15 protein-coding genes are annotated in these 14927 nt (G+C 63.7%); 7 read left to right on the forward strand and 8 right to left on the reverse strand.

Annotated features, from left to right (window positions below; all coding sequences use genetic code 11):
• Positions 1 to 71: 71 nt before the first annotated feature.
• Positions 72 to 623 carry a DNA-3-methyladenine glycosylase I gene (locus L6D64_RS21935; protein ID WP_176508448.1) on the forward strand — a complete coding sequence of 184 codons (552 nt, stop codon included), beginning with the start codon at positions 72 to 74 and terminating at the stop codon, positions 621 to 623.
• 40 nt (positions 624 to 663) lie between these two features.
• The gene (locus L6D64_RS21940) at positions 664 to 1551 is read left to right on the forward strand and encodes a lysophospholipid acyltransferase (protein ID WP_176508447.1); all 888 of its coding nucleotides are present in this window, start codon (positions 664 to 666) and stop codon (positions 1549 to 1551) included.
• A 114-nt stretch (positions 1552 to 1665) separates the two neighbouring features.
• On the opposite strand, the gene L6D64_RS21945 is transcribed toward L6D64_RS21940, so the two are convergent.
• The 5 genes from L6D64_RS21945 to def are packed head-to-tail and all read right to left on the reverse strand — an operon-like array spanning position 1666 to position 6196.
• Positions 1666 to 1980 carry a tetratricopeptide repeat protein gene (locus L6D64_RS21945; RefSeq protein ID WP_176508446.1) on the reverse strand — a complete coding sequence of 105 codons (315 nt, stop codon included), beginning with the start codon at positions 1978 to 1980 and terminating at the stop codon, positions 1666 to 1668.
• A gap of 11 nt (positions 1981 to 1991) precedes the next feature.
• Positions 1992 to 3365 carry a Trk system potassium transporter TrkA gene (trkA, locus tag L6D64_RS21950; protein WP_099816075.1) on the reverse strand — a complete coding sequence of 458 codons (1374 nt, stop codon included), beginning with the start codon at positions 3363 to 3365 and terminating at the stop codon, positions 1992 to 1994.
• Between the two features lie 24 nt (positions 3366 to 3389).
• A complete protein-coding gene (gene rsmB / locus L6D64_RS21955; protein ID WP_176508445.1) occupies positions 3390 to 4700 on the reverse strand; it encodes a 16S rRNA (cytosine(967)-C(5))-methyltransferase RsmB in 1311 nt (436 codons plus the stop codon).
• Complete coding sequence (gene fmt / locus L6D64_RS21960) at positions 4697 to 5629, reverse strand: methionyl-tRNA formyltransferase (RefSeq protein ID WP_176508444.1); 933 nt, start codon at positions 5627 to 5629, stop codon at positions 4697 to 4699. Before fmt ends, rsmB begins: the two co-directional genes overlap by 4 nt.
• 60 nt (positions 5630 to 5689) lie before the next feature.
• Entirely contained in the window at positions 5690 to 6196 is a 507-nt protein-coding gene (def, locus tag L6D64_RS21965; RefSeq protein ID WP_054884415.1) for a peptide deformylase, read from the reverse strand.
• 207 nt (positions 6197 to 6403) lie between these two features.
• Here def and dprA point away from each other — a divergent pair, with 207 nt between their 5' ends.
• Positions 6404 to 7501 (forward strand): DNA-processing protein DprA, encoded by a 1098-nt coding sequence (dprA, locus tag L6D64_RS21970; RefSeq protein WP_176508470.1) that lies wholly within the window; start codon positions 6404 to 6406, stop codon positions 7499 to 7501.
• A gap of 43 nt (positions 7502 to 7544) precedes the next feature.
• Positions 7545 to 8102: an L-threonylcarbamoyladenylate synthase type 1 TsaC gene (tsaC, locus tag L6D64_RS21975; protein ID WP_176508443.1), complete on the forward strand. Its 558-nt coding sequence runs from the start codon at positions 7545 to 7547 to the stop codon at positions 8100 to 8102.
• A gap of 316 nt (positions 8103 to 8418) precedes the next feature.
• On the opposite strand, the gene L6D64_RS21980 is transcribed toward tsaC, so the two are convergent.
• Positions 8419 to 9396, reverse strand: a complete 978-nt coding sequence (locus tag L6D64_RS21980) for an NADPH:quinone reductase (protein ID WP_176508442.1) — start codon at positions 9394 to 9396, stop codon at positions 8419 to 8421.
• A gap of 135 nt (positions 9397 to 9531) precedes the next feature.
• On the opposite strand from L6D64_RS21980, the gene hemF reads away from it, so the two are divergent.
• Positions 9532 to 10443 carry an oxygen-dependent coproporphyrinogen oxidase gene (gene hemF / locus L6D64_RS21985; protein ID WP_060483844.1) on the forward strand — a complete coding sequence of 304 codons (912 nt, stop codon included), beginning with the start codon at positions 9532 to 9534 and terminating at the stop codon, positions 10441 to 10443.
• Positions 10444 to 10468: 25 nt separating this feature from the next.
• On the forward strand, positions 10469 to 11293 hold the full coding sequence (aroE, locus tag L6D64_RS21990; RefSeq protein ID WP_176508441.1) for a shikimate dehydrogenase: 825 nt from the start codon (positions 10469 to 10471) through the stop codon (positions 11291 to 11293).
• Positions 11294 to 11425: 132 nt separating this feature from the next.
• On the opposite strand, the gene choX is transcribed toward aroE, so the two are convergent.
• Together choX and betC are read right to left on the reverse strand one after the other, a co-directional pair.
• Positions 11426 to 12361, reverse strand: a complete 936-nt coding sequence (gene choX / locus L6D64_RS21995) for a choline ABC transporter substrate-binding protein (RefSeq protein WP_176508440.1) — start codon at positions 12359 to 12361, stop codon at positions 11426 to 11428.
• Between the two features lie 14 nt (positions 12362 to 12375).
• Complete coding sequence (gene betC / locus L6D64_RS22000) at positions 12376 to 13893, reverse strand: choline-sulfatase (RefSeq protein WP_176508439.1); 1518 nt, start codon at positions 13891 to 13893, stop codon at positions 12376 to 12378.
• Between the two features lie 108 nt (positions 13894 to 14001).
• Between betC and L6D64_RS22005 the strand changes: the two genes are divergently transcribed.
• Entirely contained in the window at positions 14002 to 14901 is a 900-nt protein-coding gene (locus tag L6D64_RS22005) for a choline sulfate utilization transcriptional regulator (RefSeq protein ID WP_176508438.1), read from the forward strand.
• Positions 14902 to 14927: the final 26 nt, after the last annotated feature.

The raw sequence follows: 14927 nt of genomic DNA on the forward strand, positions 1-14927 counted from the left end.
TATCTGGGGATGCGGATGTAAAGAGCGGGAGTATAACCTGATTCGCCTCGCCCTCTACTCATTGGAGCCTTATGCCACGCTGCTTTTGGTGTACCGACGATCCGTTGTACCAGGCCTACCACGACCAGGAGTGGGGAACGCCACAGCGTGACCCGGCGTTGCTGTTCGAGATGCTTTTGCTCGAAGGGTTCCAGGCGGGGCTTTCGTGGATCACCGTTTTGCGCAAACGCGAGCGTTATCGCGAGGTGATGCACGGCTTCGATCCGGTGAAGCTGGCGGCCATGAGCGATGAACGCATCGAGGCACTGATGCTGGACGCCGGTATCATCCGCAACCGTCTCAAGCTCAAGGCTGCGCGGCGTAACGCGCAGGCCTGGCTGGCTGTGGATAACCCTGCCGAGTGGTTGTGGTCGTTCGTCGGCGGCGAGCCGAAGATCAACCACTTCCAGGGCCGTGGCGACGTGCCAGCGGTCACCGACGAAGCCAAGGCCATGAGCAAGGCCCTGCAGAAAGCGGGTTTCACCTTCGTCGGCCCGACCATCTGCTACGCCTTCATGCAGGCCACTGGCATGGTCATGGACCACACCACCGATTGCGATCGCTACGCCGCCTTGTCGCGCTGAAGGGTTACAATGCGCGCCTTGCTGAAATAAGGAATTGCCTGTGGAAAAGTTCAAGGGCGCCCTGATGGTCGGGGTGCTGCGTCTGTTTGCCAAGCTGCCCTGGGGCGCTGTGCAGCGCGTTGGCGCCGGTATCGGCTGGCTGATGTGGAAAATCCCCAACGGCTCGCGCAATGTCGTGCGCATCAACCTGGCCAAGTGCTTCCCGGAGATGGATCCGGTCGAGCGCGAGCAGTTGGTCGGCCGTGCGCTGAAGGATATCGGTAAATCCTTCGTCGAAAGTGCCTGCGCCTGGATCTGGCCGCCGCAGCGTTCGCTTGAGCTGGTCAAAGAAGTGCACGGGCTGGAAGTGCTGGAGCAGGCCCTGGCCTCGGGCAAGGGCGTGGTCGGCATCACCAGCCACCTCGGCAACTGGGAAGTGCTCAACCACTTCTACTGCAACCAGTGCAAACCGATCATCTTCTACCGGCCACCGAAGCTCAAGGCGGTGGATGATCTGCTACGCGAGCAGCGTGTCCAGATGGGCAACCGTGTGGCGCCTTCTACCAAGGAAGGCATCCTCAGCGTGATCAAGGAGGTGCGTCGCGGTGGGCAAGTGGGTATCCCTGCCGACCCGGAGCCGGCAGAGTCGGCTGGGGTTTTCGTGCCGTTCCTGGGGACCCAGGCGCTGACCAGCAAGTTCGTGCCGAACATGCTGGCCGGTGGCAAGGCGGTAGGGGTGTTCCTGCATGCGCTGCGGCTGCCGGACGGTTCGGGCTTCAAGGTGTTCCTGGAAGCGGCGCCGGAAGCGATGTACAGCACCGACGTGAACGTGTCGGCGGCGGCCATGAGCAAGGTGGTCGAGCGGTATGTGCGTGAGTACCCGAGCCAGTACATGTGGAGCATGAAGCGCTTCAAGAAGCGCCCGGCTGGCGAACCGCGCTGGTATTGAGATTGTTGGGGGCCCTGTGGGAGCGGGTTCACCCGCGAATGCGTCGGTGAACCCAACATCGCATTCGCGGGTGAACCCGCTCCCACAGGATTGAGGTGTCCCACAGGGACCGCGTTAACCTGATGCTTTGTTGAGCTTCTTCAGGAACACGGTCATCTCTTTCTCGGCTTGCTTGTCCCCGTGGGCCTGGGCCGCAACGATCCCGTCCTCCCAGGCCTTGCGCGCCGACGGCAGGTCACCGACAAGCTGATAAGCCTTGCCCAGCAGCTTCCAGGCCGCCGAATACTTCGGATCCTGCTCCACGCAGCGCGCCAAGTGCACCGCCGCCTCCGCGCCATTGCCCTCGTCCAGCCAGGCTTTGCCCAGGCCAAACCTCAGCAGCGGGTTATCCACACCCTTGGCCAGCATCTTCTCCAGCGATTCACGCATGCCGTGTTCTCCTAGAAGAAACTCAAGCCGACGTGGAACAGCTTCTCCACATCCCGAATGTGCTTTTTATCCACAACGAACAGGATCACATGGTCACCTGACTCGATCACCGTGTCGTCATGGGCGATCAGCACTTCCTCGTCGCGGATGATGGCGCCGATGGTAGTACCCGGGGGCAAGGCGATGTTTTCCACAGCCTTGCCGACCACCTTGCTCGATTTCGAATCACCGTGCGCCACCGCCTCGATGGCTTCGGCCGCGCCGCGCCGCAGCGAGTGCACACTGACGATATCGCCACGGCGCACGTGCGCCAGCAAGGTGCCGATGGTGGCCAGCTGCGGGCTGATGGCAATGTCGATTTCGCCGCCTTGCACCAGGTCGACATAGGCAGGGTTGTTGATGATGGTCATGACCTTGCCCGCGCCAAGGCGCTTGGCCAGCAGCGACGACATGATGTTGGCCTCGTCGTCGTTGGTCAGGGCCAGGAAGATGTCGGCGTCGGCGATGTTCTCTTCGAGCATCAGGTCTTTGTCCGAGGCACTGCCCTGCAGCACCACGGTGCTTTCCAGAGTGTCGGAGAGGTGCCGGCAGCGGGCCGCGCTCATCTCGATGATCTTCACCTGGTAGCGGCTCTCGATGGCTTCGGCCAGACGCTCGCCGATCTGCCCGCCGCCGGCGATGACAATCCGTTTGTTGGTCTCGTCGATACGGCGCAGCTCGCCCATCACGGCGCGGATGTCCTTTTTCGCGGCAATGAAGAACACTTCGTCATCGGCTTCGATCACGGTGTCGCCACGTGGGGTGATCGGGCGGTCACGGCGGAAGATTGCCGCCACGCGGGTGTCGACGTTGGGCATGTGTGCACGGATCTGGCGCAGCTGCTGGCCCACCAGCGGGCCGCCGTAGTAGGCCTTCACCGCCACCAGCTGGGCCTTGCCTTCGGCGAAGTCGATCACCTGCAGCGAGCCTGGGTGCTCGATCAGGCGCTTGATGTAGTTGGTCACCACCTGCTCGGGGCTGATCAGCACATCGACCGGTATATGGTCGTTGTCGAAGAGTTCCTCGCGGGTCAGGTAGGCCGACTCGCGCACCCGGGCGATCTTGGTCGGGGTGTGGAACAGCGTGTAGGCCACTTGGCAGGCGACCATGTTGGTTTCGTCGCTGTTGGTCACTGCCACCAGCATGTCAGCGTCGTCGGCACCGGCCTGGCGCAGCACCGTCGGCAGCGAACCGCGGCCCTGCACGGTACGGATGTCCAGACGGTCGCCGAGGTCACGCAAGCGGTCGCCATCGGTGTCGACCACGGTGATGTCGTTGGCTTCGCTGGCCAGGTGTTCAGCCAGCGTGCCGCCCACCTGCCCTGCGCCGAGGATGATGATCTTCATCCGCTACTCCCTACCCTGTGTGCTTTACCCGCGCGAGGCGGCGATCTTGATCAGCTTGGCATAGTAGAAACCGTCGTGGCCGCCTTCCCGGGCCAGCAGCTGGCGGCCGTGGGGCTGGCGCAGGCCGGCTTCGGTTGCCAGGTCCAGCTCACGGGCGCCCGGAGTGCGGGCGAGGAAGGCATCGATCACTTCGGTGTTTTCGGTCGGCAGGCTCGAGCAGGTGGCATACAGCAGCATGCCGCCCACTTCCAGGGTTGGCCACAGGGCATCGAGCAGCTCGCCTTGCAGTGTGGCCAGGGCCGGAATGTCCTCGGCCTGGCGGGTCAGCTTGATGTCCGGGTGGCGGCGGATCACACCAGTGGCCGAGCACGGTGCGTCGAGCAGGATGCGCTGGAACGGTTTGCCGTCCCACCAGCTGGCGGTGTCGCGGGCGTCGCAGGCGATCAGCTCGGCGTCCAGCTGCAGGCGGTCGAGGTTCTCGCGCACGCGGGTCAGGCGCTTGGCTTCGAGGTCGATGGCCGTCATGTGAGCCAGGCCCGGTTCTGCTTCGAGCAGGTGGCAGGTTTTGCCGCCTGGAGCGCAGCAGGCGTCGAGCACGCGCTGGCCGGGAGCCAGTTCGAGCAGGTCGGCGGACAGCTGCGCCGCTTCGTCCTGTACGCTGACCCAGCCTTCGGTGAAGCCTGGCAGCCCCCGCACATCGCAGGCCTCGGCGAGGACGATGCCGTCACGGCTGTACTGGCAAGCGCTGGCGGCGACGCCGGCTTCGGCCAGCAGCTCCAGGTAGGCGTCACGGCTGTGGTGGCGACGGTTGACGCGCAGAATCATGGGTGGGTGGGCATTGTTGGCGGCGCAGATGGCCTCCCACTGCTCCGGCCAGAAGGCCTTCAGCGATTTCTGCAACCAGCGCGGGTGCGCGGTGCGCACCACCGGATCGCGCTCCATGCCGGCGAGCAATTGTTCGCCTTCGCGCTGGGCGCGGCGCAGCACGGCATTGAGCAGGCCTTTGGCCCAAGGCTTCTTCAGCTTGTCGGCACAGCCGACGGTCTCGCCGATAGCGGCGTGGGCCGGGATGCGGGTATAGAACAGTTGATACAGGCCGACCAGCAGCAGCGCCTGCACATCGGCATCGGCGGCCTTGAACGGCTTCTGCAGCAGTTGTGCCGCCAACAGATCGAGGCGAGGCTGCCAGCGGGCGGTACCGAACGCCAGGTCCTGGGTCAGGCCCCGGTCGCGTTCATCGACCTTGTCCAGCTGCGCTGGCAGCGAGCTGTTCAGCGAGGCCTTGCCGCTGAGTACAGCGGCAAGGGCGCGGGCGGCGGCGAGGCGTGGATTCATTGGCCCAGCACCTTGCCGGCGGCGAACTTCTCGCGGCGGCTGTTGAACAGGTCGCTGAAGCTCAGCGCCTTGCCACCGGGCAGCTGCAAGCGGGTCAGGCTCAGAGCCTGGTCACCGCAAGCGACCACCAGCCCGTCCTTGCTGGCGGAGAGGATCTCGCCGGGGGCGCCCTGGCCTGTGGACAAGTTGGCGGCCAGCACCTTGACGCTTTCGCCATCCAGGGTGCTGTGGCACACCGGCCACGGATTGAAGGCGCGGATCAGGCGCTCCAGCTCGACGGCCGGGCGGCTCCAGTCGATGCGCGCTTCGTCCTTGTTCAGCTTGTGCGCATAGGTGGCCAGGGCGTCGTCCTGGACTTCACCGTGCAGCGAACCGTCGGCCAGGCCGGCAATGGCCTGGACCACAGCGGGAGGCCCCATTTCGGCGAGGCGGTCGTGCAGGCTGCCGCCGGTGTCGTCGGCGCTGATCGGGGTGACCACCTTGAGCAGCATCGGGCCAGTGTCCAGGCCAGCTTCCATGCGCATCACCGTCACGCCGCTCTCGGCGTCGCCGGCTTCTACGGCGCGCTGGATAGGCGCCGCTCCGCGCCAGCGTGGCAGCAGCGAGGCGTGGCTGTTGATACAGCCCAGGCGCGGGATGTCGAGGACCACTTGCGGCAGGATCAGGCCATAGGCGACCACCACCATCAGGTCTGGCTTCAGCGCGGCCAGTTCGGCCTGGGCTTCGGCGTTGCGCAGCGTTGGCGGCTGGAATACCGGAATGTCATGGGCCACGGCCAACTGCTTGACCGGGCTCGGCATGAGCTTCTGGCCCCGGCCGGCAGGGCGGTCGGGCTGGGTGTAGACGGCCACGATCTCGTACGGGCTGTCGAGCAGGGCCTTGAGGTGTTCGGCGGCAAACTCTGGAGTGCCTGCAAAGACGATGCGCATGGAGTTCTCGCTTGCAAAAAGAAAAAGGCTTGCCGGAGCAAGCCTTCTGGGAGGTGGGGGTCAGGCTTGCTGGCGGTGCTGCTTTTCCAGCTTCTTCTTGATCCGGTCGCGCTTGAGCTGCGACAGGTAGTCGACGAACAGCTTGCCGTTGAGGTGGTCGAACTCGTGCTGCACGCACACCGCCAGCAGGCCTTCGCATTCCAGCTCGAACGGCTTGCCGTCGCGGTCCTGGGCCTTGACCCGCACGCGCAGGGGGCGGTCGACGTTCTCGTAGAAGCCAGGAACCGACAGGCAGCCTTCCTGGTACTGGCCCATGTCGTGGGTCAGTTCTTCGACAGTCGGGTTGATGAACACGCGCGGCTCGCTGCGGTCTTCGCTGAGGTCCATGACCACGACCTGCTGGTGCACGTTGACCTGGGTGGCGGCCAGGCCGATACCAGGGGCCTCGTACATGGTTTCAAACATGTCGTCGATCAGCTGACGCAGGGCGTCGTCGAACACCGTTACCGGTTTGGCAATGGTGCGCAGGCGCGGGTCCGGGAATTCGAGAATGTTCAAGATGGCCATAAGGTCAGGCAGTCACTGTGCGGTCGGTTGAAAACTGAGCACACATAATAAAGGGAAACGGGGATTTCAGCACCTGTGAAAGCTCGGCTAGGGTCTCTATAGGCCTGATAGCCGCCAAATCATGGACAGCTTTTCAAAGTGTTACTCACAAACTTATCCACAGGTTGTGCCACGTAGATGGCCCGCTTTTCGATCAAGGATGATCCCATGCCGATTTACCATTCGTCGAATTACCCACCTGCCGAACTGGAGGCACGGTTGCGCTTGCATCGTCTGCCCGAGACGGGGATGCGACGTTTTCGCACCTTGATCGATGCATTTGGCAGCGCCAGTTCTGCGCTCAGCGCACCCGGCCCCGCCTGGCGCGCGTTAGGCATTCCTCAAGCCACCATCGATGCTCGGCGCAGTGCCGAAGTGCGTGAGGGCGCACTGGCTGCAATGGCCTGGCTAGAGGTTCCGGGCCAGTATTTACTGATGTGGGACGGCCCTGAGTACCCGGCGCTGCTGGCAGAAATCGACGATGCTCCACCGCTGCTTTTCGTGGCGGGCAATCCAGCCCTGCTCGACCGACCTCAACTGGCCATCGTGGGCAGCAGGCGTGCCACACCTCCCGCGCTCGACACCGCCAGGGCATTTTCCCGCTGCCTGACGCAGGCCGGCTTCACCATCACCAGTGGGCTCGCCCTCGGCATTGATGGTGCCGCTCATCGGGCGGCACTGGAGGTCGGAGGGGGTACGATCGCGGTGCTCGGCACAGGCTTGCAAAAACTTTATCCACAGCGCCATCGCGATCTGGCCCGGATGATGATCGACAGGGGCGGTGCACTGGTGTCCGAGTATCCGCTGGATACCGGGCCATTGCCTGGCAACTTCCCGCGGCGCAACCGCATTATCAGCGGCCTGTCGCTTGGCGTGCTGGTGGTCGAGGCCAGCCTTGCCAGTGGCTCGCTTATCACCGCCCGCCTGGCGGCGGAGCAAGGCCGCGAGGTTTACGCGATTCCTGGTTCCATCCACCACCCGGCGGCCAAGGGTTGCCACCAGCTGATCCGTGATGGCGCGCTGCTGGTGGAAAGCGTGGAGCAGATTCTGGAAAGCCTGCGCGGTTGGCAGAATGTGCCGCCAGCGGTTGTGGATAAACCAGAGCATCCGCTGCTTGCCCTGCTGCATGCCGCCCCACAGACTAGCGAGAATCTGGCCCATTTCGGCGACCTGCCGCTGGCCGAGGTGCTGGCGCAACTGACGGAACTGGAGCTTGAAGGCCGGGTCAGCAATGTTGCCGGGCGTTGGTTTGCCCGCGCTGGCTAAGTAAACTGCGCGCAAGCTAAGGTTAATAGGCGGAGAGACGTAAATGGTGAGCAGTTTTCGTGTGCAACAAGCCGCACGTGAGATCCGGGCAGGCGCAGTCATCGCCTACCCGACGGAAGCGGTCTGGGGCCTGGGCTGCGACCCATGGAACGAGGACGCGGTGTATCGCCTGCTGGCGCTGAAATCGCGGCCTGTGGATAAGGGCTTGATCCTGATCGCCGACAACATCCGCCAGTTCGACTTCCTGTTCGAAGATTTTCCCCAGGACTGGATCGATCGCATGGGCAGTACCTGGCCCGGCCCGAACACCTGGCTGGTGCCGCACCAGGACCTGCTGCCGGAGTGGGTGACCGGGCAGCATGACACTGTGGCATTGCGGGTCAGCGATCATCCGCTGGTGCGTGAACTGTGCGCGCTGGTCGGGCCTTTGATTTCCACCTCGTGCAACCCAGGCGGGCGCCCGGCGGCAAAGAGCCGGTTGCGGGTGGAGCAGTACTTCCATGGCCAGCTGGACCTGGTGCTCGGCGGGGCGCTGGGCGGGCGGAAGAATCCGAGCGTGATTCGGAATCTGGCCACCGGCGAGGTTGTTCGGCCGGGTTGATCCCGCTGGCAGTCTTTGGTGATTATTTGGGGCTGCCAGGCTTTCGCCGATGGTGATTTATCGCCTATCAGATCGAGCGCCGCCCGCGCGGCGCATCGCGGATAAATCCGCTCCTACAGTTGTTGCAACGTGCCGAACCTGTAACGCCATGGTTGCGTGCCTTGGCGCATGACCTGAGTCGTACAAACTGGCTGACAACCATGGCCTCACAGGCATGGCCACGTTGCAACAAACTGTAGGAGCGGATTTATCCGCGATGCGCCGCGCGGGCGGCGCTCGATTTCACAGGCGCTGAAAACCTCATGGCAAGCACTAATCAAGGCAGCAGAACGGTAGACCCCACAGTCCTGCGCGCCGACAATTCCGCCTGCGCCTTCGCCGCCTCGCTCAACGGATACCGCTGCTGGATATCCACGACCAGCTTGCCACTGCCAATCATCGCAAACAGGTCATCCGCCATGGCCTGGGTGTTCTCGGCATTGTTGGCATAGGACGCCAACGTCGGCCGGGTCACGTACAGCGAGCCCTTCTGCGCCAGGATCCCAAGGTTCACCCCACTCACCGCGCCCGAAGCATTACCGAAACTCACCATCAAGCCACGTGGGCGCAGGCAGTCCAGCGAGGTCAGCCAGGTGTCGGCGCCAACGCCGTCATACACCACCGGGCACTTCTGGCCATCGGTCAGCTCCAGCACCCGCTTGGCCACGTCCTCGCGGCTGTAGTCGATGGTCGCCCAAGCCCCTAGCGCCTTGGCCCGCTCAGCCTTTTCGGCGGAGCTTACGGTGCCGATGAGCTTGGCACCCAAGGCCTTGGCCCACTGGCACGCCAATGAACCCACGCCACCCGCGGCGGCGTGGAACAGGATCACGTCACCCGGTTTTACCTCATAGGTCTGCTTCAGCAGGTACTGCACGGTCAGCCCCTTGAGCATCACCGCTGCGGCCTGCTCGAAACTGATGTTGTCGGGCAGCTTGACCAGGTTGGCCTCTGGCAGCGTATGCACCTCGCTGTACGCGCCCAGCGGGCCAGTGCCATAGGCCACGCGGTCGCCGACCTTCAGGCGGGTCACGCCCTCGCCCACCGCTTCGATAACGCCCGCCGCTTCGGTACCCAGGCCAGACGGCAGGGATGGCGGTGCATACAGCCCGCTGCGGAAGTAAGTGTCGATGAAGTTCAGGCCGATCGCATGGTTACGCACACGCACCTGCTGCGGCCCCGGTGGGGCAGGGTCGAACTCCACAAGCTGCAGCACTTCCGGGCCGCCATGCTGGCTGAACTGGATACGCTTGGCCATCTCGCACTCCTGTTGTCGGGATCGGGAAAAGGCCTTCTATCGGACGCCTTTGCTTGATCGCCGTCAACTGCGGCGCACGCGCCGGCGGTGGTATGCTACGCGGCGAATTCTTCCATGCCCGTTCCTGGTGACCCGATGACTAGCCGCACCGAGGCCGTGAAAGCCTACCTGCTCGACCTGCAAGACCGCATCTGCTCTGCCCTCGAAGCCGAAGACGGTGGTGCTCGCTTCGTCGAGGATGCCTGGGTGCGCGAAGCCGGTGGCGGTGGCCGCACGCGGGTGATCGGCGACGGCAAGCTGATCGAAAAAGGCGGGGTAAACTTTTCCCACGTGTTCGGCGCCGGCTTGCCGCCGTCGGCCAGTGCCCACCGGCCGGAGCTGGCGGGCCGAGGCTTCGAGGCCTTGGGCGTGTCGCTGGTGATCCACCCGCACAACCCGCATGTGCCGACGTCCCACGCCAATGTGCGCTTCTTCATCGCTGAGAAGGAAGGTGAAGAGGCAGTCTGGTGGTTCGGTGGTGGCTTCGACCTGACCCCCTACTATGGCGTGGAGGAAGACTGCATCCACTGGCACCGCGTGGCCGAACAGGCCTGTGCGCCGTTCGGCGCTGACGTCTACCCGCGCTACAAGGCCTGGTGCGACCGCTACTTCCACCTCAAGCACCGCGGCGAGCCCCGTGGCATCGGCGGGCTGTTCTTCGACGACCTGAACGAGTGGGACTTCGACACCTGCTTCGCCTTCCTGCGCGCCATCGGCGATGCGTATGTCGAGGCCTACCTGCCGATTGTCCAGCGCCGCAAGAACACCCCCTTCACCCCGCAGCAGCGCGAGTTCCAGGAATACCGCCGCGGCCGCTACGTGGAATTCAACCTGGTCTATGACCGTGGCACCCTGTTCGGCCTGCAGTCCGGTGGCCGCACCGAGTCGATCCTCATGTCGCTGCCGCCACAAGTGCGCTGGGGCTACGACTGGAAAGCTGCGCCCGGCAGCGAGGAAGCACGCCTGACCGAATACTTCCTGCAGGATCGCGACTGGCTCGGCCAGTAAGCCTGTGGACAAACAAGGAATCGTCATGGACCAGTACGTCGTTTTCGGTAACCCCATCGGCCACAGCAAATCGCCGTTGATCCACCGCCTGTTTGCCGAACAGACCGGCCAGGATCTTGAATACGCCACCTTGCTGGCCCCGCTGGACGAGTTCAGTGATTGCGCGCGCGGCTTCTTCAAGCAAGGCAGCGGCGGCAATGTCACCGTGCCGTTCAAGGAAGAGGCCTACCGCCTGTGCGACAGCCTGACTCCGCGAGCCCAACGTGCAGGTGCGGTGAATACGCTGAGCAAGCTGGCCGACGGCACGCTGCTGGGCGACAACACCGACGGCGCCGGCCTGGTGCGCGACCTGACGGTGAACGCCGGGGTCGAACTGGCCGGCAAGCGCATTCTCATCCTTGGGGCGGGCGGTGCCGTGCGCGGGGTGCTGGAGCCGATCCTGGCGCACCAGCCGCAGTCGTTGGTGATTGCCAACCGTACCGTGGAGAAGGCCGAGCAGCTGGCGCGTGAGTTCGATGAACTGGGGCCGGTGGTGGCCAGTGGGTTTGCCTGGTTGCAGGAGCCGGTAGACGTGATCATCAACGCCACCTCGGCAAGCCTGGCCGGTGAGCTGCCGCCGATTGCCGACAGCCTGGTCGAGGCGGGGCGCACGGTGTGCTACGACATGATGTATGGCAAGGCGCCGACACCGTTCTGTCAGTGGGCTGAGAAACTGGGGGCGGCCAAGGTGCTGGATGGTTTGGGCATGTTGGCTGAGCAGGCGGCTGAGGCCTTCTTCATCTGGCGTGGGGTGCGGCCGGATACGGCACCGGTGCTTGCAGAACTCCGTCGTCAACTCACTCGCGGCTAATCCTTCCCGAGGTTGCACAACCCTCTGTGGCAGCCGGTTCAACCGCGAACACCGGCGAAGCCGGTGGCATGCTCCGCGCTGGATTCTTCGCGGGTAAACCCGCTCCTACAGGGGGATGTGCTGGGAAGGGAATCAGAGCTTGGCTTTGACGGCCTCAAGGGCATTGCCATCGGCCTTGGTCGTCACCCCCGCCAACCATCCTTCCAGCCGCTCGGGATGCTGCCTCACCCACGCCTTGGCCGCTTCATCGAAGCTGATCTTCTTATCCACAACCTCGGCCATGATGGTGTTTTCCATGTCCAGGGTGAAATTGAGGTTACTCAGCAACTTCGCCGCATTCGGGCAAGCTTGTGGATAACCTTTGCGGGTCAGCGTGTACACCTCGCCCTTGCTGCCGAACCACTTTTCCCCGCCCGTCAGGTAATGCATCTTCAGCTTCACGTTCATCGGATGCGGCGTCCAGCCGAGGAAGGTGATGAACTGCTGCTTTTTCACCGCGCGGTCCACCTGCGCCAGCATCGCCTGCTCGCTGGACTCAACCAGCTTCCATTGGCCGAGGTTGAATTCGTTCTTGTCGATGATTTCCTTGAGCGACAGGTTCGCCGGCGCACCGGAGCCGATGCCGTAGAGCTTCTTGTCGAACTGGTCTGCGTGCTTCTGCAGGTCGGCAAAATCCTTCACTCCGGCATTCCATACGTAATCCGGTACTGCCAGGGTGAACTCGGTGCCTTCAAGGTTGCGCGACAGCTGCTGCACGTCGCCATTGGCGATGAACTTGTCATGGAAGCCCTGCTGCGCCGGCATCCAATTACCAAGGAACGCATCGACCCGGCCATCCTTGAGGCCGCCGTAGATGATCGGCACCGCCAGGCTGTCGATCTTCACCTGGTAGCCCAGGCTTTCCAGCAACAGCCGGGCGATGGCGTTGGTCGAGGCGATGTCGCTCCAGCCGGGGTCGGCCATCCTCACGGTGCTGCATTGTGCGTCGCTGTCGGCGGCGTGGGCCATGGTGGTGGCCAGGCCCAACGGCAGAGCCAGGGCGAATACGACGGTGGAGAACTTGTGCATGTCGGACTCTCTTCTCAATCCAGGGGTGCGGGCTGTGGATAACGTGCCTTGCGCTCGAGGTCGTCGAGATCGATATGGTTGCGCATGTACTGTTGACTGGCGTCCACCCAGGGTTGGTGGTCCCAGCTGTTCAGCTTGCCGATGGCCAGCGCCTCGGCCACCAGGCGACGGCGGCGTTGGCTGGCCAGCACTTGCTGGCGCAGGCCGGGGATATCCCAGCGCTGGCGTGCTTCATCGACAAATGCCTGCAGCAGCGCCTGGTGGTCCGGGCTGCCGGTGAGGTTCTCCCGCTCGTGCGGGTCGCGGCTCAGGTCATAGAGTAGGCAGGGGTCATCTTCGCTGTACACGAATTTGTGCGGCCCACGGCGGATCATCATCAGCGGGCCGACCGTGCCTTCGGCCATGTATTCGCCGATCACCTCGTCGTGGCCGCCCTGCCCTTGCAGGTGACCGAGCAACGAACGGCCATCCAGTTCAAGGCGGTTATCCACAGCGCCACCGGCCAGTTCCACCAGGGTTGGCAGCAGGTCGCAGGTCGATACCGAGGCAGCGACCCGGCGCGGTGCAAAGCGTTTGGGGGCGTGAACCAGTAGCGGGACACGCGCCGACATCTCGAACCAGTGCATCTTGTACCAGAGCCCGCGCTCGCCGAGCATGTCACCATGGTCGCCGGAGAACACGATCAGGGTGTTGTCGCTCAGGTTGCACTCCTCCAAGGTCTGCAACAGCTGGCCGATGTTGTCATCGATGTAGCTGCAGGCGCCGAAGTAGGCGCGGCGGGCGTCGCGGATCTTGTCCACAGGCAGCGGCTTGTTCCACAGGTCGTAGACCTTGAGCAGGCGTTGCGAATGCGGGTCGAGTTCGGTCTGGCTGAATTCGGCGCGGGGCATCGGGATATCCACAGCCTCGTAGCGATCCCAGTAGCGCTTGGGGATGGTGTACGGGTCGTGCGGGTGGGTCATCGACACGGTGAGGCAGAACGGCCGGCCATCGTTCTCGCGCACATGGTCGTAGAGGTACTGGCGCGCCTTGAAGACGACTTCCTCGTCGAAATCCAGCTGGTTGGTACGCACGCAGGGCCCGGCTTGCAGCACCGAGGACATGTTGTGGTACCAGCTCGGGCGCACGTCTGGCTCATCCCAGTTCACCGCCCAGCCATAGTCGGCGGGGTAGATGTCGCTGGTCAGGCGCTCCTCGTAGCCGTGCAGCTGGTCCGGACCACAGAAGTGCATCTTGCCCGACAATGCGGTTCGATAGCCCAGGCGGCGCAGGTAGTGTGCATAAGTCGGCACGTCGGCAGGGAAATCGGCCGCGTTGTCGTAGGCTCCAATGCGACTCGGCAGCTGGCCGCTGACCAGGGTGAAGCGTGACGGTGCACAGAGTGGGCTGTTGCAGTAGGCAGCGTCGAACACCACTGCCTGCTCGGCGAGGCGCTTGAGGTGGGGCATCTGGATCGGCGAGGGGCCGTAGATCGGCAGCAAGGGCGCGGCCATCTGGTCGGCCATGATGAACAGGATATTCGGGCGCGTCATGGTAGCTTCCATCGTTCAGGGTTATGCGAACCGCTTGCCTACCAAGATGCGACTGTTGATAACATGGGTAAAGCCCATGGCGGGCAATGTCTGGGATTAGCTGAACTTATGTTTGAGCACCTTGCCGAGTTGTCGCTGGATACCTTGCGCGTGTTCGAGGCTGCGGCCCGCTTGCGTGGCTTTACCGCAGCGGCGCTGGAACTGGGCACTACGCAACCTGCGGTGAGCCAGCAGGTAAAGCGCCTGGAAGCGCAGCTGGGCACACGCCTGTTCGATCGGATCTACCGTGGCATCGAGCTGACCGAGGCGGGCCAGCTGCTGTTCGAGCAGGTGCATCAAGGTCTGCAGGCGATGGATGACGGCATTGCCCTGGCCAGTGGGCGCGGCCAGCGTGAAGTGCTGCAGGTGGCCACCGACTTCGCCTTCGCGGCGTTCTGGCTGATGCCGCGGCTACAGCGCTTTCATGAGGCTTATCCACAGGTCGACGTGAGCCTGGTGACCGGTGAGCGCAGCCAGGGAATGCTGCGCCCGGATATCGATGTGGCGGTGCTGTTTGGTGATGGGCGTTTCCATCAAGGCGAGAGCCGCTGGTTGTTCGATGAAGAAGTTTTCCCGGTCTGCAGCCCGCGGCTGATCCATGGCAAACCCTTGTCGGCCGTGGCTTTGCAACGATTGCCGCTGCTCCATTTGCGCGGTGAGCAGGCCAGCCGCTGGTTTGACTGGGCGGGGGTGTTTCGTGGCTTTGGCGTGGCCAGCCCAGCCCCGCCGGGGCAGTTGCGGTTCGATAACTACACCTTGCTGATCCAGGCGGCGATTGCCGGGCAAGGCGTGGCGATTGGCTGGCGGCACCTGGTGGATGGACTGGTGGAGCAAGGGTTGCTATGCCGGCCGTTGGCGGGAAGTTTGCGCTCGACGCGGGGGTATTACGCGGTGCTGCCGCCGCGTAAACGGCGTGGGGCGTTGATCGAGCGGTTTGTTGATTGGCTGGAGCAGGAGCGAGGCCAATAGCGGCGCGTTCGGCGTATAGTCTTGCG

This window comes from Pseudomonas urethralis, from assembly GCF_021602465.1.
GTDB lineage: Bacteria > Pseudomonadota > Gammaproteobacteria > Pseudomonadales > Pseudomonadaceae > Aquipseudomonas > Aquipseudomonas vlassakiae.